The sequence below is a fragment of the Haloarcula sp. MBLA0138 genome (genome assembly GCF_055632455.1).
The window spans coordinates 260,180-281,393 of record NZ_CM145746.1; the positions used below are offsets into that span (position 1 = coordinate 260,180).

Annotated in this window: 18 protein-coding genes; 11 read left to right on the forward strand and 7 right to left on the reverse strand. The window is 65.7% G+C overall.

Features of this window, described 5'->3' with window-relative positions; all coding sequences use genetic code 11:
• Nucleotides 1–107: 107 nt before the first annotated feature.
• Nucleotides 108–851, forward strand: coding sequence for a class I SAM-dependent methyltransferase (locus ACV7JO_RS01390; protein WP_470354553.1), 744 nt, complete (start codon nt 108–110; stop codon nt 849–851).
• A 3-nt stretch (nt 852–854) separates the two neighbouring features.
• On the opposite strand, the gene ACV7JO_RS01395 is transcribed toward ACV7JO_RS01390, so the two are convergent.
• Nucleotides 855–1,454 (reverse strand): class I SAM-dependent methyltransferase, encoded by a 600-nt coding sequence (locus ACV7JO_RS01395; RefSeq protein WP_470354554.1) that lies wholly within the window; start codon nt 1,452–1,454, stop codon nt 855–857.
• Nucleotides 1,455–1,893: 439 nt separating this feature from the next.
• On the opposite strand from ACV7JO_RS01395, the gene ACV7JO_RS01400 reads away from it, so the two are divergent.
• Entirely contained in the window at nt 1,894–3,423 is a 1,530-nt protein-coding gene (locus ACV7JO_RS01400) for an ArnT family glycosyltransferase (RefSeq protein ID WP_470354555.1), read from the forward strand.
• Nucleotides 3,424–3,429: 6 nt separating this feature from the next.
• Here the strand turns inward: ACV7JO_RS01400 and ACV7JO_RS01405 are convergent, their stop codons facing one another.
• The gene (locus ACV7JO_RS01405; protein ID WP_470354556.1) at nt 3,430–4,149 is read right to left on the reverse strand and encodes a glycosyltransferase family 2 protein; all 720 of its coding nucleotides are present in this window, start codon (nt 4,147–4,149) and stop codon (nt 3,430–3,432) included.
• A gap of 94 nt (nt 4,150–4,243) precedes the next feature.
• On the opposite strand from ACV7JO_RS01405, the gene ACV7JO_RS01410 reads away from it, so the two are divergent.
• Entirely contained in the window at nt 4,244–5,224 is a 981-nt protein-coding gene (locus tag ACV7JO_RS01410; protein WP_470354557.1) for a lysylphosphatidylglycerol synthase transmembrane domain-containing protein, read from the forward strand.
• A gap of 12 nt (nt 5,225–5,236) precedes the next feature.
• On the opposite strand, the gene ACV7JO_RS01415 is transcribed toward ACV7JO_RS01410, so the two are convergent.
• The gene (locus tag ACV7JO_RS01415; RefSeq protein ID WP_470354558.1) at nt 5,237–6,178 is read right to left on the reverse strand and encodes a dTDP-glucose 4,6-dehydratase; all 942 of its coding nucleotides are present in this window, start codon (nt 6,176–6,178) and stop codon (nt 5,237–5,239) included.
• 110 nt (nt 6,179–6,288) lie between these two features.
• Here ACV7JO_RS01415 and ACV7JO_RS01420 point away from each other — a divergent pair, with 110 nt between their 5' ends.
• Genes ACV7JO_RS01420 through ACV7JO_RS01430 form a run of 3 tightly spaced genes read left to right on the forward strand, consistent with a single transcriptional unit; the run spans nt 6,289 to nt 9,055 of the window.
• On the forward strand, nt 6,289–7,854 hold the full coding sequence (locus ACV7JO_RS01420) for an oligosaccharide flippase family protein (RefSeq protein ID WP_470354559.1): 1,566 nt from the start codon (nt 6,289–6,291) through the stop codon (nt 7,852–7,854).
• 35 nt (nt 7,855–7,889) lie between these two features.
• Nucleotides 7,890–8,819: a polysaccharide deacetylase family protein gene (locus ACV7JO_RS01425; RefSeq protein ID WP_470354560.1), complete on the forward strand. Its 930-nt coding sequence runs from the start codon at nt 7,890–7,892 to the stop codon at nt 8,817–8,819.
• Nucleotides 8,820–8,866: 47 nt separating this feature from the next.
• On the forward strand, nt 8,867–9,055 hold the full coding sequence (locus ACV7JO_RS01430; RefSeq protein ID WP_470354561.1) for a hypothetical protein: 189 nt from the start codon (nt 8,867–8,869) through the stop codon (nt 9,053–9,055).
• On the opposite strand, the gene ACV7JO_RS01435 is transcribed toward ACV7JO_RS01430, so the two are convergent.
• On the reverse strand, nt 9,052–10,584 hold the full coding sequence (locus tag ACV7JO_RS01435) for an alkaline phosphatase family protein (RefSeq protein ID WP_470354562.1): 1,533 nt from the start codon (nt 10,582–10,584) through the stop codon (nt 9,052–9,054). The genes ACV7JO_RS01430 and ACV7JO_RS01435 overlap by 4 nt on opposite strands.
• Before the next feature lie 121 nt (nt 10,585–10,705).
• Here ACV7JO_RS01435 and ACV7JO_RS01440 point away from each other — a divergent pair, with 121 nt between their 5' ends.
• The 3 genes from ACV7JO_RS01440 (at nt 10,706) to ACV7JO_RS01450 (ending at nt 14,586) form a co-directional block, all read left to right on the forward strand.
• On the forward strand, nt 10,706–11,902 hold the full coding sequence (locus ACV7JO_RS01440; RefSeq protein ID WP_470354563.1) for a glycosyltransferase family 4 protein: 1,197 nt from the start codon (nt 10,706–10,708) through the stop codon (nt 11,900–11,902).
• Nucleotides 11,903–12,008: 106 nt separating this feature from the next.
• Nucleotides 12,009–12,761 carry an FkbM family methyltransferase gene (locus ACV7JO_RS01445; RefSeq protein ID WP_470354564.1) on the forward strand — a complete coding sequence of 251 codons (753 nt, stop codon included), beginning with the start codon at nt 12,009–12,011 and terminating at the stop codon, nt 12,759–12,761.
• A gap of 76 nt (nt 12,762–12,837) precedes the next feature.
• Nucleotides 12,838–14,586: an asparagine synthase-related protein gene (locus ACV7JO_RS01450; protein WP_470354565.1), complete on the forward strand. Its 1,749-nt coding sequence runs from the start codon at nt 12,838–12,840 to the stop codon at nt 14,584–14,586.
• Nucleotides 14,587–14,626: 40 nt separating this feature from the next.
• Here the strand turns inward: ACV7JO_RS01450 and ACV7JO_RS01455 are convergent, their stop codons facing one another.
• Nucleotides 14,627–16,279, reverse strand: coding sequence for a hypothetical protein (locus tag ACV7JO_RS01455; RefSeq protein ID WP_470354566.1), 1,653 nt, complete (start codon nt 16,277–16,279; stop codon nt 14,627–14,629).
• Between the two features lie 211 nt (nt 16,280–16,490).
• Between ACV7JO_RS01455 and ACV7JO_RS01460 the strand changes: the two genes are divergently transcribed.
• Both ACV7JO_RS01460 and ACV7JO_RS01465 read left to right on the forward strand, forming a co-directional pair.
• On the forward strand, nt 16,491–17,717 hold the full coding sequence (locus tag ACV7JO_RS01460) for an alkaline phosphatase family protein (protein WP_470354567.1): 1,227 nt from the start codon (nt 16,491–16,493) through the stop codon (nt 17,715–17,717).
• A 48-nt stretch (nt 17,718–17,765) separates the two neighbouring features.
• Nucleotides 17,766–19,010, forward strand: coding sequence for an NRAMP family divalent metal transporter (locus tag ACV7JO_RS01465; RefSeq protein ID WP_470354568.1), 1,245 nt, complete (start codon nt 17,766–17,768; stop codon nt 19,008–19,010).
• Here ACV7JO_RS01465 and ACV7JO_RS01470 read toward each other — a convergent pair.
• Together ACV7JO_RS01470 and ACV7JO_RS01475 are read right to left on the reverse strand one after the other, a co-directional pair.
• Entirely contained in the window at nt 19,007–19,894 is an 888-nt protein-coding gene (locus ACV7JO_RS01470; RefSeq protein ID WP_470354569.1) for a polysaccharide deacetylase family protein, read from the reverse strand. The genes ACV7JO_RS01465 and ACV7JO_RS01470 overlap by 4 nt on opposite strands.
• Nucleotides 19,895–19,896: 2 nt before the next feature.
• The gene (locus ACV7JO_RS01475; protein WP_470354570.1) at nt 19,897–21,210 is read right to left on the reverse strand and encodes a nucleotide sugar dehydrogenase; all 1,314 of its coding nucleotides are present in this window, start codon (nt 21,208–21,210) and stop codon (nt 19,897–19,899) included.
• Nucleotides 21,211–21,214 lie beyond the last annotated feature (4 nt).

Genomic DNA, 21,214 nt, shown 5'->3' on the forward strand with positions numbered 1-21,214 from the left:
GGAACCGTGTGGATGTACACCGAGCCATTCCAGCGTCAACGGATGCCGGAGATCACGCTGTACGGATACTCCCGATCGATCGAACGTCCGACTTGACAGACTGAGACATGGACAGAGACACCGAGACGGTTTACCGCGAATTCGACCGGCACTGGTGGATACAGTCCCGACAGGATATTGTTACACGGCTCGTCACCGATCTTGACGTTCCGTCCGACGGTACCGTGTTAGACGTTGGCTGTGCGGCGGGGGGACTCCTCGGGCATCTGTCCGGCCTCGGATTCGACGTGACCGGCGTAGAGTACAGCCCACGACTCGCCGAAGCTTGCTCTGCGCGAGACAGCGTGGAGAACGTGATTAGGGCAGACGGTTCACAGCTTCCGCTCGCCCGAGACCAGTTCGATATCGTCGTCGCCTCCGACGTGCTCGAACATATCGCCGACGAAGCCGCCGCTGTTGCCGAGTGGTGCCGCGTCCTCGCCCCTGATGGGGTTCTGATCGTTTTCGTTCCCGCTTACGACGCTCTCTGGAGCCGGATGGACGAGACCGACGGCCACCACCGCCGCTATACCCGAACGGAGTTAGTCGATGTGCTCGAACACGCAGGAGTCACAGTGCGTCGAGCGTCGTACTGGAATGCCGCTTCGCTTCCCGGTGCCGTCCCGATAAAGCTCCTTGACCGCTTTGGTGTCGTGGAGACGGAGCAGTTCGGGCGGACGAACCGCGTCCTGAACACGGTGTTGACCCGTCTCCTGTTCGCGGAAAACGCCCTCTTGGCGAACGGCGTCGACATCCCACTCGGCCTCAGCGTGTTCACAGTCGCGACGCCGACACAGCCGGGCCGTGAATAGATGTTACGCGGCATCGATGACCGCGAGCATCTCGCGTCCGCTGCAGATATCCGTCAGCTCTCGGACTCTCGGGCCGTAGGCTCCGTCGAGGAAGTCCCGAAACGTGTTCCTCGTGAAACGGGTCGAGACCGAACCGCCCGCGGGGTCGGAAAACCAAGCTCCGAGTCGTTTGACGAGTCCGTTGTCCGACGAGGTGATATTCTCTACCGGTTCCGTCAGGATGACTGCGTCCGACGCAGCGTCAAGCAAGCTATCCACGATGTGACGGCGCTCGTCCATGAACTGATACAGACTTGCCTGCATTACCACGTACTCTGCTGAGGGGATATCGGCCGTTCGGATGTCCCGTATGACCGTCTCGAAGTTCTCGTCTCGCTCACTCGCAGGCATCAACCGCTCGTTGATGTCGAGACCGACGTACTCGGCCTCTCCACGGAGTGCGCTCGTGTATAGCTCGCACGTCCCACAACAGACATCGACGACGGTCGAGCCGACCGGGATTCGCTCTGCGACTGTGGTGAACCGTTCCGAGTAGTTCCGTCCATAGAGTAGTCTCATGGCCGTGGTGTATAGGAACGGATGGTGGTATACCACACTCCGCATCGTCGGATGTACTGGATGCCGTCAGTTAACCCTTCTCTTAGTGTTGCCGTCTCTATCGGTTTGGGTCTATCCCATCGCATCAGGCAGGGTTCCGGACGAAACCGAGGACCCATCCCGGAATCGTGACTTCGGTCGTGCGACGTGTACTGCTCCCACTCGCCGGTTCGTCCGATTCCGGTTCGGTCTCCGTAGTACAAAGCTTATGTCGGTCTTCAGTACTACAGTGTACCCAATGAGTTCCCGCGACGGCTCCGGTGTCTCGGTTCCCGCTTGGAGACGCCGCTACGTCGCGCTCGTTATCGCGACTGGAGCCTGTATCAGAATACTCCTCTGGCAGGTCTATCCGTTCGCGTTGTGGAAAGTACTCCAGATATTCAACGTCTCACGACTCTCGGCTATCAGGTATATCGCCGATTTCCAGGGATATCAGCCGCTCCGAATGCCGTTCTATCCGGTCGTTTCGTCGTCCTTCTATCGCTCGTTCGATATTTTACTCGGCCTGAAGGCCCTGACCCTGTTCCCGCTCGTACTCGGCATCGTCTCGCTGCCGCTGTTTTACGCGGCCGTCCGCCGACTGTTCGACGCCCGGGTCGCCGGATTTGCGCTTCTCCTGTACGCTTTCTACCCGAAACTCGTCGTCGTCGGCGCTACCGGGCTCCCCGAATCCGCCTCGGTGTCATTTCTCGCCGTCGCGCTGTACTGTCTCGCCCGCGGCGAGGACGACGCCGACCCGCGATGGCACTTCGCCGGCGGCGTCGCCGGACTCTGCTCGTATCTCATGTTCGTGCCCGCCATCGTTCCGGTCGTTCTCCTCTCGCTGTATCTGTACGCCGGCAGTCCCGTCGACGTGGCCGACAGCGTCCCGATACCACGGCCCGACGTACCGACGGCGGCGTACAGCCTCGTTCCCGGGGTCGCCGGCGTGGTCTACGTCGTCGTCGGCCCCGTCAGCTCCGCCCTCGGGTCGGTCACCGGGAGCTACTACCGGGAGACGCTCCGGAGCTACGACCCGTCGCTGTTCGTCCATCCGGAGGCCTACGGACCGCTCGAACGCGTCGGCCGGTACCTCGCGTACACCTACTTCGACTTCTGGTGGCACACGCGGGGTGCCGACTCCGAGTACCAGATTCTCAACTTCCTCGGGAGCCTCGCGTCGCTGTTCGGGTCCCTCTTCCCGCTGTACCTGCTCGTCTGGACGGCGGGGACACTCGTGCTGACCGGGTTCGTCGGTCTCGGGCTTCGACGCCTCCTGACCGCTCGAACCCGATTGCGGTGGCTCGTCGTCTCGTGGCTCGGCGCGTTTCTCCTCCTGTACAACCTCCGGAACCTCGGGTGGACCGGTGGGTTCCAGACGCGGCACTTCCTGCCCGTGTTTCCGGCCGTCTGCATCGCTTTCGGCCACGGCGGGGTGGCCGTAGCTTCGTGGGGGCAGCGCCACCGCGGCCGGGTTCCGAGTCCGGGCGTCTCCGTCGGTCACCTCGGCACCGCGCTCGTCGCGGTCCTCCTCCTCGGACTCCTCGCCAACGCCGGGGTCCACGGGACGTTCAAGCAGACGGAACACCGCCTCTCGGCCGAGGACCCCGTCGCGGAACTCGAAACGGTAGCGCCGGAGGACGCGGCCGTCGCGGTCGTGAAACCGCGGACGTACGCCGCGACGGTCGTCTATACTGGCGACCGGATTCGGCCGACGATACTGGTTCGCTCCGCGCGCGAGCGGGCGGAACGGACAGTGTTCACCGAAGTCGAGTCGGCCGCGGCGGTCGTCCCGCCGTCCACGCTTGGCGACCGCGGGTACACCCACCTCTTTCTGGTCCAGCGGTCCGGTCAGTTCGGCCCGACACAGCGGGCGTATCGGTCTGCCGCCCTCGAACGGGGTGGCACGGTTGTCTACAACGACACAACCGAGCGAGGCGACGCACAACCGCCGGTCCGCGTCACCATCGTCGCGCTCGACGGCACGTCGGCGTGACTGTCGTCACCGGAGTTTCGAGTACTCGCCGCGTCGGTAGTGCCACACGTTACGCAGATACGCCGGGATGTCGCGGCGGAGCGAAACTGTACTCCCTGCCGCCTCGTTCTTGACGAACAGCACCGGCTCTTCTTCGACGGCGAGGCCGGCGTCGATAGCCCTGAGCATGACCTCCGTGTCCCAGAACCACCCGTCTGACTCCACTCGGTCGAGTACGGGGAGAATCGTCTCTCTGTCGAAGAACTTACACCCGGCTTCGGTGTCGTGCAGCGGGTTGTCGAGGAGCGCCTTCGTCAGTGCTTTGTACGACCAACTGAGGAGAGCGCGGTGAAACTGTGTGACCGAGAGCCTGTACCGCCGGTGTCCACACACCACGTCGGCACCCCGTTGTATCGCCCGCACGAGCGGATACACCTCGTGGATTCCGACTTCGAGGTCGATGTCGAGGAACCCGACGATAGGGCTCGACGCCGCCTGAATGCCGTCGGTGACGGTTCTCCCCCGCCCCCGGTTCGTCTCGTGGTAGACCGCCGTCGCGTGGTCGGTCGCCGCGACGTACTCGGCCACGAGGTCCGGCGTCCGGTCCCGACTCGCGTCGTCGACGAGTACGAACTCCGGGTCGTACCGCACCGCCGCGAAGAACTCGTCGATGGCGGCCATCGACTCCCGGAAGATGTCGGCCTCGTTGTAGCACGGGAGGACCAGACTCACAGGCTGTGCCGACATGTGTCTGCCACTCTGGTCGGGAGGGTTTAATTCTGGTCTTTCCACCCCCTCGCTCTCGGCAAGACATTTCACCCGGCACCGAATTGTAGTCGGTGTGCGACGCGGAACGGTTCTGAAAGCCGCCGGCGGGACGCTTTCGAGTCTCTTCTTCGTCTACTTAGCTGTCCGTGGCGTCGCCGTGCGTGACCTCGCGGCCGCGTTCGGCGGCGTCTCGGCCGGCCCTGCCGCCGTCGGTTTCGGGCTGTTGTTGCTGTCGCTGTGCTGTCGCGCGGTTCGCTGGCGACTCGTCCTCTCGTCGGCGGCACCTATCGCGGTCCGTTCGCTGTTCGAGTACAACACGCTCGGTTGGGCGCTCAACTTCGTCCTCCCGATGCGCTCTGGCGAACTCGTCAAGGCCGTCGCCGCAGCCACGAACGAGGGGGAGCGCACGGCATTTCTGCTCGGCTCCGTCGCGGTCACGCGCCTGTTCGACCTGCTCACGCTCCTGTCGCTGTTGTTTCTCGGACTCGTGGTCTTCGAGACGACCGTCCCGCCGGTCGTCGTCACCGTCGGAGCGGTACTGTGCGTGGCCCTGATTGCCGGGACGCTCTCGCTCGTCGTCGCCGGCGACCGCCTCTACCTGCTCCCCGTCGTCGGGCCGCTGCTGGAGCGATACTTGGCGGCGGAACTGGCGGCTGTCACCGCCGGGCTCTCGACGGTTCGGACCGGCCGCCAACTGGCGACAGTCGCGGTGGCGTCGCTCACCGTCTCCAGCCTTGACGCGCTGGCGTACTTCTCGTTCCTACAGGCGTTTGGCCTCTCGGTACCGCTGCCGGGCGCGTGGTTCCTCGTGGCCGTCACGGGACTCGGGATGGCCGTCCCGTCGAGCGTCGGCGGCGTCGGGCCGTTCCAGTACTTCACGGTCCTGGGACTCGCCGCTTTCGGCGTCGCTCGCGCCCCGGCGTTGAGCTTCAGCCTCTTCTTTCACGGCGCTCAGTTCGCCGCGGCGGCGCTGTACGGGTCGCCGCTGGTCTTCCGACACGGGGCGAACTTGGTGTCGTACGTCGAACAGGCGTGGGCGTTCGACGCCGACTAGCTCGGCCACGGTTCACGAAAACCGTCCCGAATCGGCGGCCTCCCGGTACCACGAGACTGTCCGCTCCAGCCCGTCCCGGAACTCGACCGTCGGGTTGTATCCGACCTCGTCGCTCAGCTTGGCGTCGTCGACGGCGTAGCGATAGTCGTGTCCGGCGCGGTCGTCTACGTACGTGATTCGCTCCGCCGGCTCTCCGAGGAGCGTCAGAATCGAACGGGCGACCTCGCGGTTCTCGACTTCGGTCCCGCCGTCGACGTTGTACACGCCCGTCCCGCCGTCCTCCAGCAGCGCGGCGAGCGCCCGACACAGGTCGGTCACGTACAGCCAGTTCCGCCGGTTCGTCCCGTCCCCGTACACGGGCAGCGGCTCGCCGGCGAGCGCCCGAAGCGTCATCTTGGGGATGAACTTCTCCGGGTGCTGTCGCGGGCCGAACGCGTTCGTCGGTCGGGCGACCGTCACCGGGAGGTCGTACGTCTCGACGAACGCGTTGGCGAACATATCCGCGGCGGCCTTGCTGGCGGCGTAGGGCGAACTCGGGTCCGGGGCTGCCGACTCGTCGAACGCCCCTCGCTCTCGACTCCCGTACACCTCGTCGGTCGACATGTGCAGGAACCGGTCGATATCTGCGTGTCTGAGTTCGTCGAGTAGGACGAACGCGCCCCGGACGTTCGACTCGACGAACGCGTCGCCGCGCTCGATGCTCCGGTCCACGTGGCTCTCCGCGGCGAGATTCACGACGGCGTCGGCCGTCCGGTAACACTCCCGGACGAGGTCTCTGTCCGTGACGTTTCCCTCGTGGAACGTTATCTCGTCCCGAACGTGTTCGAGGTTCCGCTCGCTGCCAGCGTAGGTGAGGGCGTCGAGGACGACGACACCGTGTCCCGCCGTCAAGAGGACGTCGACGAGGTTCGACCCGATGAACCCGGCACCGCCGGTGACGAGCACGGTGGACATCTTGGCCGCGGCTTCGTCCCACGCGGCCATAAGTTCCCGTGTGCCGGCGGTTCGGGACCCGGGACAAACGATAGATACACCTTCGGCGAGTCTGACTATCGGGCAGAGTTATGTCCGACGAAGAGGTGGTGTTCCTCCGTGAGGGCGCGTTCTCCTTCGTCGGGAACCTCGCAGACAAGGGACTCAGATACCTCTTTCTCGCGGTCGTCACGTTCCTCGTGTCGCCGGCGACGTTCGGGACGTTCGTGTTCGCGTTCGCCGTCGTGACCGTCGTCTACAAGGTCGGCCACGCCAACCTCGACCGGGCGATAAACTACTACGTTCCGCGGGCCGTCGCCGGCGGACGGGAGTCGGAAGCGCTCGGAATCACGCTCAAAGTCTCCGCGTTGCTCTTTGCCGTCGTCGGTGTCGTCGCCGCGGCGCTCGCGCTCGCTGCCGCCCCCATCGCGGCGCTGCTGGGACGGCCGGACGTCGCTCCGCTGCTGTCGCTGCTTGCGTGGTACGTCCTCCTCCGGGGCGCGCGGGACGTCGTGGTCGCGCTGTTCGACTCCTTCGAGAAGGTCCGTTACTCCGTCGTTCTCGACTCCGTTCTGTACCCGCTCCTCCGGTTGGGCCTCACGGTGGTTTTCCTGTACGCGCTCTCGCCGCTCGCCGGACTCGCCTACGCCGTGTTGGCGGCGTGGGTCGTCACGCTCGTCGCCGGTGTCGTCCTGTTGTACTATCGTAGCGGTCTCCACTTCGCCACGGATGTCTCGACGACCGTCTCTGCCCGCGATATCTTGGCGTATTCGGTGCCGCTGATGGGACTCGGAATCGTCTGGGCCGTCGTCTCGCAGGTCGATATCATCCTCCTCGGCGTTCTCTCGGACGCCGCCGCGCCGGGGCTGTTCAGAATCGCGTTCTCCATCGCCGCCCTCTCGAAGTTCGCCACACAGACGTTCACCTCGATAGCCAAACCGCTCTTCTCGAAGGTCGACAGCGACGACGTGACACGCTCGGTCTCGGAGTTCTACGGCACCTCCGCGCGGTGGATAGCGCTGCTGACGGTCCCCAGCGCCGTCGTCCTGTTGCTCACCGGCGCTGACATCACCGCCGTCTTCTTCGCCGAGGCGTATGCGGGTGCCGGGTCGGTCGTCGCCGTTCTCGTTCTCGGTCTCGCCGCGCCGTTTTTCTGGGGGGACATCTACACGCTCCTCGAATCCAGCGGCCGCACGGTGGAGCTACTGCTGCGGGCGCTCGTCGTCCTCGTCGTCAACGTCGGCCTCGACTACCTTCTCATCCCGCGCTACGGCGTTTTCGGTGCCGCCGTCGGGACGACCGTGGGCGTCTGGTGCGGTGCGAGTGTCGCCCTCTACTTCGTCAGAGCCGAACTGGGGCAGTTACCGCTCTCGCGCGGACAGGTCGTCTACCTCGCTGCTGGCGTCGTCACCTTCGCGGGACTCCTGCCGGTCAGTCGGACGCTCGCTCCCCTCCCGACGGTCCTCGTCGTCCCGCCGCTCGCGCTCGGACTCTACCTCGGCGTCGTCGTCCTCCTCTCGGGGTTCGAGCGGCGCGACCTCGAACTCGCGGAACGCGCCGGCGAGCGCGTCCGCGCATCGACGGGCTGGGACCCCGCGCCGGCGATTCGCCTCCTCCGGTACGGGACGAGAGGTGCCCCCGACTCGACATCCTTTTGACCGCTGTAATCCATGACTGACAGTACCACGCGACGATGACTGCGACCGTCACACTCAGTCTCGAGGTAGAACTGGGATGGGGAGCGGGTCGCAAGTCGTCGTCGAACACCCTCGAGAAACTGAGTCCCGGCCGCGAGCGGGAGACGGACGCCCTTCACGCCCTGCTGGAGTGGTGTGACGACGCCGGCGTGCCGTTCAGTTTCGACGTCGTCGGGCATCTCCTCCTCGACGCCTGCGACGCCGACCACGACTGCCCGTTTCCCGGCCACTTCGACGTCGACCCCGGAACGGACGCCGACACCGACCCGCTGTTCTACGCGCCGGACCTCGTCGACGCCATCCGCGAGAGCGACGTCGAACACGAGATATGCACGCACACGTTCTCACACGTCGACTGCGCTGCCGTCTCCGCGGACGTACTCGACTGGGAACTCGACGCGGTGAGCCGGACACACGAACGCGCCGGCATCGCTCCGCCCTCGTCCATCGTTCCGCCGTGGCACGCGCCGGCCCCGCGGGATATCCTCAGGGACAGCGGTATCCGGACGCTCAGAACGCCGCTCCCGGAGTACGACCGACCACGGCGTAAGCCACACACGTACCTCTGGGCGCTCACCAAGTCACATCCGGTGGCCGACCCGGTCGTCGTCGACGGACTCGTCGAGACGTACTGCACGCCCCACCCCTCGTTGACCGCACAGCACCTCCCGACCGGCCGACTCCCGCCGTCGCCGGTCTTTCGCGCCATCCCCGTGTCGGTGCGCCAGCGGATTCACGAGCGGTACCTCGCCGATGCCGTCGAACGCGCGATAGCGACCGGCTCGCACGTTCACCTCTGGAGCCACCTGTTCAATCTGGGTCACGAGAGTCAGTGGTCGCCCGTCCGATCGCTCGTGGAACTGTTGGGCCGGTACCGAGACGAGGGCGTGGTCGAAGTCGGCCGGATGTGTGACTTACGCAGGTAACCGGGGCGAGCGAAACCCCTATCGGCGCTGTGACTGTACGGACGCGTATGCCTGCCCTCGAGATAACCGTCGACGAGACGCTGTATCAGCGCCTGTCCGCGCGGGCGGAACGGACCGGATTGGAGTCACCGGAAGCGTACGGTGCACTGGTGCTCGAATCGGTCCTGGCCGAACTCGAGTCCGACGACCGCGCCGGGGAAGTCGAGCGGCGACTCGAAGACCTCGGCTACCTCTAGACGTCGACGTGTCTGGCGACTTGCTGGACGAGGCGTATCTCGGCGGTGACCGGGTTCGTGTCCCGATACCGGACTTCGCGTGTCGCCGGTCCGCTCCCGTCCGCGAAGAGGTCCGTTCGCGCCGTCCCGTCCATGTCTTCGGGCACCGCGCAGTCGTGTAAGTGCAACAGCGTCGGTGCGAGGTCCAGAATCGAGAGTCCGGAGACGGTCCCGGTACCGAAGGACGGCCCCGTCGCGGCGAACAGCGCCGCCCGCTTGTTCTCGGCCACCCAGCCACCGCTCTCCGGCCGCGCGAACACGGACTCGTTTCCGAAGTCCCCCGAGATGTGGACGTTCGGCGCTTGGTCGATGACGAGGTCGGGCGCCTCGTCGGCGAACTGCCCCTCGTACACCTCTTCGCCGCGGTACACCGCCCGTGCGATGGGCTGGCCGTCCGGGCCGGTCAGCGAACCGAGGGCCGTCTCCAGCGTTCCCACGAGTTCGTCGTACCGGGGTGACGCGGCGTCGGCGGTGACGTACACCGGCCCCTGTCCGCTTGCGACGACCTCGGTCTCGTCCCACTCGACTGTCGCCTCTCGCTCGCGGTTGATGCCGCCGTCCTCGTTCGGGAGGAGTGCGCGGAGTCGCTTCGGTACGGTCTGTCGCGCGACACGGCGGAGATTGACGCTGTCGAGGAGGCGAGCGATCCGTTCCCGGTTGATACCGGCCCTGTACATCGCGTTCTCGACGGCCGTATCGGCCGGTTCGAGGTACCCCTGCTCTTCGAGCCACGTGTTGACGTTGAACACGACTTCGATGGGGTTCGAACCGTGGTCGCTCATCAGCACGACGTTGTACTCGCCGTCGAGGAACGTCCCGACGTGGTCGTCGACAGTCTGCCACGCTCGGCGGGTGTACTCGTCGTCCCACCCGTAGTGGTGCAGCGAGTTGATGTAGAACGTCGTCGCCTGCAGGAAGGACACGTCGTACTCATCCATGAGGGCCGTCGCGGCCGCGAAACGGGCGTCTACGAGGTCGAGTATCTCCTCGGCGGCCGCCTCCCGCTCGTGGTCGATAGCGTGGGTCGGTCCCACCCGGTAGTCGAAGTCCGCTTCGAGACGCGACTCCAGTTCTCGCGGGGCGGTGTACCCGTCCGTTGCCGCGTCGGGCGCACCGGCGACGACGAACCCGTCGACAGACTTCGGCGGGTGGGTGGTCGGCACGCCGAGGACGCCGACGGGGTCGGCCTCGGCGATGAGTTCCCAGAACTCGGTGTTGACGTGTTTCCGGACGGACGGGTAGTGGATGCGACGGTTCTCGGTATCGACGTTCCGCCACCAGAACAGCCCTATCTTCCCCGGGTTCTTCCCGGTGGAGTAGGCCTTCCAGTTCGGCGACGTGACCGGCGGGAGGACCGACTCCATGTCGCCGCTGACCCCGGTATCGAGGACGCGCTGGATGTTCGGGAGGTGGCCGTCCTCCAGCCACGGCTCGATTAGCTCGAAGTGACCGCCGTCGATACCGAACACGACGGTCGGATGCTCGGTCATCGAACTGACGTTACCGACTCGGTACAATAAGTGACGGGGTCACACCCGGACGCCGTCGACGCCGCGCCCCCCGCTTGCGACGGCCCGTAACCGATTTACAACTGTGCGTGATACCGGAACCGTGAGCGAGTTCGGCGACGCAACGCTGCTCGTTGTCGGTCGGAGCGTCGACTACGACGGGGACCACTACCACATGTCCGGGCCGCACTGGGAGATGCTTGCGGCCCTCGCGGACCGCTTCTCGGACGCCGTCTACCTCTGTCAGCGACGCGATTCGGACCGCGGCGAGAACCTCACCAGAATCGACGAGTCCCGAATGCGGGTGCGAGCAAACGCCGACTGGCGGAGCGACTCACCGCTCGCCCGCCTCGACTCGCTGCGCCGGGACGCGCAGTTCGTCGCCGGCCTCTCCGGCCCGGTCGTGACGTACACGTACTACCCCGGGTTCTACTCGTTTCTCCTCTCGCCGGTCGTCCTCAGGACGGCCACACACTCCTTCGCGCACTTCGGGAGCGACGCCGTCGACACGGCCGGTGCCGCCTACGACCGGTCGATCACCGGCCGGGCCAAAAGCGCCGCCTACAGACACGCACAGCGGTACGTTCTCGACAACACCGACACGGTCTTCTCGACGGACCCGAAGATGGAGCGCCGGTACCCGGACGCGCCGATAACGGAGTCCGCCCCGGTCATCGACTTCGACCTCTCGGACCTGCGGAGCGATTCCGCGGACCCGTTCGACGCGGAGCCGTACCGACTCCTGTTCGTCGGCCCCTTCCGGCCGGTGAAGGGGCTCGACCACCTCGTCGACGCCGTCGCCTCGCTTCGGGCCGAGGCCGACGCCGACTTCGAACTCCGACTCGTCGGCGACGGCACGGTTCGGGACGACATCGCGGACCGCGTCCGTCGCCACGGTATCGAGGACGCCGTCGAGTTCACGGGGTACATCGGTGACCGGGACCGCTTGGTCGAGCAGTACCGGACCAGCGACGCGCTCGTGATACCGTCGCTCAAGGAGTCCGTCCCCCGCGTCCTCTACGAGGCCACGTCGATGGGCCTCCCGGTCGTCGCGACGCGGGTCGGCGGTATCCCGACGCTTCTCGACGACGGCGTCGACGCACTCCTCGTGGACCCAGAGGACGCCGCCGCCATCGCCGACGCGGCCGTCCGGCTAGCGAACGAGGACGGACTCGCGGACCGCCTCGCGGACCGCCTTGGCCAGAAGGTGCAGTGGCACCTCGAGACGGACCCGGTGGAACAGCGGTTGGACGGCCTCTCGGAGCGGTTCAACGGCGACGACGGCGGAAGTGGTCGGTGACCGCGTCGCCACCGGACCCCCCACTTCGCCCGTTGGCCGTCGTGGACACCGCTGCGACCCCGGGAGCGAACCGCATATGTGGGGTCCTTCGCTATGTACCGTATCGATGTCCCAGCGAGTGATACAGAAAGCCAGAGAGGACGACTTCTCTACGTTTCTCCGCAAGACCCTCTCGCACGCCTACACGGGGTACGTTCGCCCGCGACTCCCGCCGACGGCCGACCCCGTCGTCTACAACGAGATAATCGTCGGCTTTCGCCGGTGGTTCGACGACTTCCTCCCCGTCGGCGTCCTCAAGCGCGCCAACGCGATACCGAAGCCCCGATTCAAAGAGCACAACGCTGCGTACATACGGCGGTACGCCTCGGAAGGCGACACGTTTCTGAACGTCGGTGCCGGGATGGGGGTCACGCCGACCATCGGTTCCCGGTGTGTCGGCCCCTCGGGCCGAGTCATCACCTTCGAAGGTAGCTGGGTGAACACGCTCCAAACCAGACGGACCTTCCGCCTCAACGGTGTCGACGACCGTGCGACGGTGAACTACGCCAGCGTCGGTGCGGAGAAGCACATCCCCTACGAGAGCGCGAACGCCGCAGCCCGGGACCACGTGAGCGGGGCCGAACTCCCGGACTGTGATTTCCTCGAACTCGACTGCGAAGGCGCGGAGAGCGAAATCCTCGCCGAACTGGGGCCGCGGCCGAGACACATCGTCGTCGAGACCCACCCCGAACTCGAGTCGCCGACCGACCACGTCCGGTCGCTCCTCGACGCGGCGGGGTACGATGTCGTCGACAGCTACGAGTACGCGCCCGACGACACGAACGAGGGTGCGGTACTCGTCGGCGAACACACCGAGTGAGTCTCCCGCGGTAGCCGGTCGCCCCGTCGGTGCGCGTTCACAACCACTATCTGCGCCCTCGCTGTACGTGGGCCCGATGGTCGGAATCGTCGGTGGGACCGGAGGCGAGGACGCGGTCGCGGAGATGGCGGACCCGATGACACACGGGGAGTGGTACGAGTTCGAGACGGTGCACGCCGACGACTATTGTCTCGGCGTGTTACACCACGGGCCGCCCGACGAGAACAACGTTCGCGTGTGGCGCGATGGCGAGCGAATCGGCGTCCTGTATGGGGCCCCATCGGCGTCGGGTTTCCTCGATGGGGTGTTCGATACGCCCGGTCGGACGCTGTCGTCGCTCGACGGTTCGTTCGTCCTCGCGTGTATCGACACCGACGCCGGAGACGTGCTGGTCGCGACTGATAAGCTCAAGACCTACCCGGCGTACTACTCCACCGAGGACGGTCTCGCGTTCGCCTCCGAACTGAAGGGAGTTCTCACACGGATCGACGACCCCACCATCGACACGCAGACGGTCGTCGACTTCGTCGGCACGGACTGGACGTGGGGCGACGAGACGCTCGTCACGGAGGCCGCCGACCTCCGCCCGGCCAGTTACCTGCGGTACGACGGTGACGAGTGTACGGTCGACCGGTACTGGGAGTTCGACTACGAGCGGCGGACCGAGGGCGGCTACGTCGATACTCTGGTCGAGAAGTACGAACGTGCCGTCGAAGACGCCGTCGGGGCGGTCGATACCGACCTCGGCGTCTGGCTCTCGGGCGGTCTGGACAGTCGGGCGCTCGCGGCCGTCGTCAAGCGGTGCCGGGACGAGTTCACGACGCTGACCTACGACGCCAACCCCGGCCGCGGTCAGAACGCCGACCCGGCCCGCCGCGTCGCTGCGGCACTTGACGTTCCCAACGAGTACTTCGAGTTTACGGCAGAGGAGTACGTCGCGGCTCTCGACGAGGGTATTGCCCTCGTCGACGGGATGGTCTCGTGGACCAACTACCACGACCTCGTCCTCTCCCGAACGGAACTGCGTGACAACGCCGATGTCGTCATGAACGGCGCACCCACCGGCGGTCTCATCGGTGAGGAGATGTGGCCGATTCACCTCCGTGGCGGCCGTGGCGACGGGTCCGTAGTCGACCAAGCGTACCACCGCCACCACCGCGTTGACGAACATCGCCTCGACGACCTGTTCTCCGTCTCGGTCGACCCCAAGGCGTCTATCCGGGCTGAGAGAGACGACAGCAACAAGGAGACGTTTCACGGCCAAGTGCTCGACATCGAGTACCGCAACTTCTCACCCAACTATCACACCCGTCGGAACAACCTGTTCCGAAGCTACGTGAGTACCCGCTCTCCGTTTCCCAATGGAGAGCTACTCGACCACCTCACGGGTATGCCAGCCGCCTTTCGACAGTCCACCGTCCCGTTTACCGGCGGCCGACTCAATCACCCGACCTCGCCGCTGAAGATGCAGTTGGTTCGGGCGCTCGCCAACGGCATCGAACACGTCCCGTACGAACGAACCGCGTTAGCACCGACGCGTCCGTTCTGGCTCCACACCGCCCGCTACTTCGCTATCCGCGTCCTCCAGAAACTCACGTCTTCGGAGAACGCATCGAAGACGATGTACGCGGACTGGTACAGACACAACGACGCGATGCGGTCGTTCGTCGACGACTGCTTGGACGACGTCCGCGACCGGCCGCTGTTCGACTCCGACGCCGTCGACGAACTCCGGCGCGAACACCTCCACGAGGAACAAAACAACATCCGCGAGATAGCCGCACTGACCACCGTCGAACGCTACCGGCAACAGTACATCGACTGACCGCCCCGAAGCGGGAGCCGGTGGGTCGACAAGGGCGGATTCACCGGCAGTCACTGCGTTCGACGGTCATGGGCTCGATGTGGGTGATGTTCCGCATCTCGAGTGCGGTCGACCGGTTGACGTACCGCATCCCATCGACAGTCAACAGCGTACAAGCGATGTCGTCGGCCTCTGGCGTACTCTCGCGTACGTAGAAGTAGTCGTACCGGGTCCGTGGGCTCCACGGTATCGACGGCTTCGGTCTGACCATGACGGCGGCCAGACCGTACTCCGAGGAGAGCCACCGCTCGCTCTCCGTCGCCTCGATTCCGGCCTTCCGGACGAACATCACTAACTCCGGCGTAGTCCGGGCGATGTACTCGCTGTCGATACCGCGTCGCGCCACCCGTTCGCTGGTCAGTCCGCCGACATCCACGGCATGCCACTCCGAGTAGTACGGAATCGCCCCGCCCTGTGCGACCAACATGCTGTACTCCTTGTCGCTGTACTGCTCTAGCTCCTGTCCGACCTCGATGGTGTCCTCGGGGTAGGCCTGCGCGTATCGCTTGGCGCTGTCCGAAACCATGTGCATCGGGTAGGCGACGGAGAGTGCCACGACGAGGAGTATCGCTACTGTCTCGTAGTCGACCGACTCCCCAACCCGGCTGACGAGGTCGAGTTCGAACGCCGACGGGGCGACGTACAGCAGTGACACGAAAAGCGCCGGCAATACCGTCATCTGGAACCGCCACAACTGTCCTTGGACCGGCCGGATGAAGAACCAGAGGAACAGGAACACGCCACTCGCGGCCACAAGCGGCGCGACCGGCCACCACTCTCGGGGACGCGTCTCGTCGCTGGCGACCGTTGCCAGCAGCACGACGACACCGACCGGAGCGACGAGCCGGGTCAGAAACTCGAAGACGAGGAATATTCCGTTGAGACTGAGTCCAGAAGAGGACTTGATGTAGAACGGGTTCGGAAAGAGGTAGCCGTAGTACGCGTACCGCCCGATCATATACGCTACGCCGGGGATGAGGGCGAGTACAGCTCCGAGGGCGACTAACCGAACGAACGCTTGTCGTCCGTGCTTACGGTAGACCACCACTCCCAACCCACCGACGCAGACGAGCGAGTACACGACGAAGTCCGGCCGTGTGAGCATCCCGAACAACAGCGCCACGTACAACACACTTATCCACCCCAGAGTCGGGTGCTCGGCGATTCGCACTGCCGCGACCGACGCGAGGAAGACGAAGGCGATGGCCGTGGTCGTCTCCATCGCTTGGACGGTCAACAGCGCGAACGCCGGGTTGACCGCAACCATCGCGACGGCGGCGACGACGATAGTGAACGACGCACCAGTCGATCTGCCGAAGTAGTACAGTCCCGTGATGAACCCGATACCGGCGGCGACCGAGACGGCCTGCATAAATGGGGCCGCCGGAACACCGAGTACGTGCGGGACCGCACTGAGAACGGCCCAGAAGAAGGAGGTAAACCCCTCTACCGGATTGGTCGTCCCGGCGTTCCAGACGAGTCCGTTCCCCGCAGCCAGGTTCTTACCGTATCTGAACGTGATAAACGAGTCGTCGAGCACGAAATCGGAGAAGAAAAGCGACCAAGCGACGAACACGGCGTTGAACAGGACTACCGTCCCGATGTCCCGCAGCACGTCTCGCGACCACTGCCTACCGAGGAGTGTCCCGGCCATTGTGATGCCAGCAACCAACACGGAGTGACGAATAAGACTTTTCGTCGTGTTTCGGCCCCGCTCGACGACTGTGCGGGCCCCGGGACTGCCGGTGTCGTCGCGGTCCCCTCACCCCAGAGCCAGCGGTTCCCGGTACCGTGTACGTCCCGGCACGGCTCGAAGATTGGCAGGGAGCCAAAGGTATTAGTCCGCGATTCGCATACATGTGGCCGTGATAGTCCTAGGCGTCGACGGGGCGAACCCCGATACGTTACTCGCTCCGGCACGCCGGGGGGCGCTCGAAAATGTGGGGTCACTGCTCGACGACGGCGTCGGCGGCCCACTGTGGAGTGTGACCACGTCCAGCGCGGCCGCGTGGACGGCACACCTCACGGGAATCCCACCGGAACGCGGCGGAATCACCGGGTTCGTAACCGACGGTACGTTCGTCGAGACCAGCGACATCGCGGTCACGACGTATCCCGAACTGCTCGACGCCGCCGGCGTGCGGGTCGGTATGGTGAACCTCCCGCTTACCCACCCGGCGCTGGAGTTGGACCACGGCTTCTGTGTCCCCGGCCAACTGACGCCGCTCGACGCCGAGACGTACGCCTGCCCGCCGGAACTGCACGACGTGCTTGACGAGGTCGACTACGAGGTCGACATCCAGTACGGCGACCGGCAGTACTCGTTCGTCGACGCCGATCTCGAGGCGTCGCCGGGACAGGTGCTCGAAGACGTTCTCCGGGTCGAAGCCAAGCGGATGGACGCCTGCCGTCGCCTGATGGACGCCTACGAGTGGGACGTGTTCGTCGTGTTGATAAACGGGACCGACCCGATGCAACACGTCCTCTGGGACGAGATGGCCGACTCGACGCTCGAAGAGACCCGAATGCTGGCGATGTACGAACTGCTCGACGGGTTCGTCGGCGACCTCAGGGGCGACTACCCCGACGAGGACCTGCTCGTGTTCTCCGACCACGGGTTCCGACGGGATGTCTGGGGCGGCGACGAGACCACCCGAGCGCGGTGGTCGCGTCTCCGTGGCCTCGGGAGCCGGATTCTGCCGGACGCGGTCAAGCAGACCCGCGTCCGGCAGTACGCTCTCGACGCGCTCGCCTCGGCCGCCTCGACGACCGGGACGGACGGCGACCACCATCCCGGTGCCCACGACCCGGAGGGCGTGTGGCTCCTCTCGGGGCCGTCGGTCGCGGCCCGCGACGACCCGGTCGAGACGCAGTTCCTCGACCTGCCGGCGACGGTGCTCCACGCGGCGGGCGTCCCCGTCCCGAACGCGTACCCCGGGACGGTCCGCGACGACCTCCTCTCGCTCGACCGGGCCCCGGAACGGGACGACTACAGATTGGACGTGGACCGGACGGACGACGCGACGCAGTACGAACGCACCGAACAGCTACAGAACTTGGGCTACGTCGAGATGGTCGAGGGCAGCGAGTGATGCCCGGTGGTCGACTGACTCGACGGCGGCGGACCGGAGTGTTTCACAATGAGCTCTGAGACGACCGAATTCGGGACGATAGGCGTCGGACGGAAGATAAAGCGGTATCTCCACGGCTACGGTCTCGGTATCCTCTTCGCAGCGAATGTCTTCGGGGCAGGGTCGGTGTACATCCTGAGCAGTACGGGCGCTAACTTCGGCCTCGCGCTGCTGTGGGTCATGCCACTGGCGTTGGTGGTCGACTTCGTCATGCACGAGATGTCCGGCCGTCTCGCCACTATCGACCAACCGCTCATGGGATACATCAAAGACGTAATCGGCGACAGGGCGAGCGTCGTCTTCGCGGTCTGTATCTCGTTCATCATGCAGTTCTGGGCCGTCGCGAACTACGCCGTCGCGGGGGCGGCGTTGACGTGGCTGACGCCGCTACAGAACGTCTATATCGGTATCGTCGTCGCCGGCGGACTCGGAATATCGCTCGTCCAACTCCGTCTGTACGACCGTATCGAGGGGGCGATTACCGCACTCATCCTCGTGGTGTTCGGGTCCTACGTCGTGTTGCTCCTCGGCATCGACCTCTCCGTCGACGCCGTCGTCGCGGGATTCGTTCCGGCGCTTCGCTCCGATTTCGGCTACCTCACGATGATAATCGCGCTGTTGGGGACGACGGTGTACTACCCCAACTTCTTCATCCAGTCCAGCATCAAGCCAACCAAGCAGTGGGACGAACTCCGCCCCTACCGGAAGGACAACGCGTTCGGTATCTCGACGACTGTCACGCTCAGTATCGCGGTGATGATCGTGGCCGCGATGACGCTCTCGTCGGGCGAATTGAGCCTGTCAGCGCCCGGCGAACCGCTCGTCCAGTCGGTCGGTGTGTGGGGACTGGTCGTGTTCGTCTTCGCGGTGCTTCTCGCGTCGTTTACCAGCGCGACGGGGACCCTCTTCGGGGCCGGCTTCATCGTCCCGCAGGCCCTCGGCCGCAAGACCGTCTTCGGCGACCGACCGTTCCGGTTGACCGTCATCGCCCTCATCGCGCTGTCACTCTGTCTCGCCGTCCCCATTCTGCACTTCACTGCCTTCACGCCGGTTCGACTGGCACTCACGATGCCGGCGGTCAACGGTGTCGTCGGCCTCCCGCTGACCGCGCTGGCGCTCTATCGCGCCAACCAGCGGTACTTCGACCTCGGCCGCTACGAGACGGCCGCCTTCCGTCTGGTCGTCCTCCTGATGTTGGGGAGTTCGCTGCTGACGGCCCGGAGTCTCGCACAGACCGTCATCTCGTTCGTCTAACGGCCGTCGAAGGTGGCTCTCTCGGCCACCGCTCCCATCGGCAGCGTCAGTACGGACCCGGCCGCGCGCATCTCTGTGACGTACGCGAGGAACTCGTCCAGCGTCGACAGAAGGCGCTCGCCCTCCGCGAGCGTGAAATCGGACGGGTGGAGCACGACGTGAAAGACGCGGCCGCGAGCGACTGCGTGTCGAACGCCGGCGACGAGACCCCAGTATTTCACCCGCTCCGGAAGCCGCCGCAGGTACCACGCTCGGCCGTTGTAGTGCCGTAGCGCGACGCTCCCGGGAACGTTCACGAGTCCGTCCTCCCGGCGTGGGAGAAACGCCGTCGGTGACGGGTCACTGCCCAGTAACGGCGGCCGGCCGCGGAAACACTCGAACCCCTCCCGCGCCAGTACGTCGAGCGCGGCGACCGAGTTCTGGGGGAACACGAACGACGTTATCGGCTCGTAGTCGGCCGCGAGCGACCGGAACAGTCTGAGGTCGCGCGCTATCTCCTCCCGGTTCGCGTTCCGATACACCAAGTGGCTCCCCGAATGTGACGCTATCTCGTGGTCGAGCGGCGACGCCGCGACCGCTTCGACGAACGCCGGGTCGTGCCACCAGTCTCGCTCCCACGGAATCGCACTGTCGCCGACGGCGGGCTCACAGCCCGGTGGCGGCGTATCCCTGCCGTCCTCGTGGAACAGTTGGCCCACGAGCGCCCACGTCACGGGGATTCCGTGGCGGTCGAACAGATCGAGCAACCGCCTGACGGCGTCCTTAGTGCCGTCTATCTGCGCTTCGACGGCCGTGTAGTCGCCCGAGTGGACGTTTCCCCACCCCAGTTCGGTGTCCAGCGATATCGTGACGACGCCGGTGTCGAAAGGCGCTGCGCGTTCCATTGTCACCAACAGAGCGAGTCGTACTCGGCGGGCCGGCGCTCGCCGTCGGCGAGCAGGCCGACGGGGTCCAACACCGGGACCTCCGCCTCGGCCAGCGCCCCGTAGGCACTGTCGTCGTTCCCGACGACGACGTAGTCGGCCCGCGACACCAACTCCTCGAGCGATTCGACCATGGTCCCCGCCAAGGCGGGGAACGTCGTCTCGACGAACCGTTCGTTGGTTCCGACGAGCGCGTCCGGGTCGACGTTCGGGTCGTAGGCGACCACGTCGTAGCCCGCCTCGTTCAGCCACTGCAACAGGGACACTGAGGGACTGTTGCGGAGGTCGTCGGTCCCGGATTTGAACGAGAGGCCGGCAATCCCGACGGTGTCCGGGTCCGACGCAGCGACGTGGTCCACGGCCGTTCGGGCGTGACGTTCGTTCGAGGGAAGTATCGACTCGACGAGCGGCAGGTCCTCGTCGACGAACGCCGAGAGCGCCCGGGTGTCCTTGGGCAGGCAGGACCCGCCGAACGCGAACCCCGGCGTGAGGTACCTCTCGGAGACGTTGAGCTTCCGGTCGTGACAGAACACGTCCATCACGGTTCGGCCGTCGACACCGTGCGCCCGGCAGACGCGACCGATTTCGTTAGCGAACGCGACCTTGGCCGCGTGGAAGGCGTTGCTGGCGTACTTCAGCACCTCCGCGGCCGCCGGCTCGACCGGGAATATCCTGTTCGGCGTCACGTCCAGTGGCTCGTAGACGGCGAGCAGTTCCTCGCGGGCCCGCTCGTGTCGGCTCCCGAGGACGACGAACGGCGGGTCGTGGAAGTCCGCGATGGCCGACCCCTCGCGGATGAACTCCGGGTTGACGACGACGCCGAACTCCGCGCCGGGGGTCCGTCCGGACGCGTCGGCGACGATGTCGGTCACGCCCGCCGTCGTCCCGGGCGGGACGGTGCTCCGGAGGGCGACGGTGTGGTACCCGCTTGCGTCGGCGAGGTGGGTCCCCAGTTCCTCGGCGACGGCGTGGACGCTCCCGAGGTCGACCGTGCCGTCGTCGGCGACCGGCGTGCCCACGCAGACGATGGAGATGTCGGCGTCGGCGACGGCCGCACCGGTGTCGGTCGTCGCGTCGAGACGGCCGATTGCCACCCCCTCCTCGACGAGGTCGTCCAGCCCCGGTTCGGCGACCGGCGACCGGCCCCCGTCTATCGCCGCGACCTTCTCGGGCTTGACGTCGACGCCGGTCACGCGGTAGCCGTTGGTCGCCAGACACGCGGCGGTGACTGTCCCGACGTATCCCAGTCCGTGGACCGCGATGTGTGTCCCGGCCATCTCC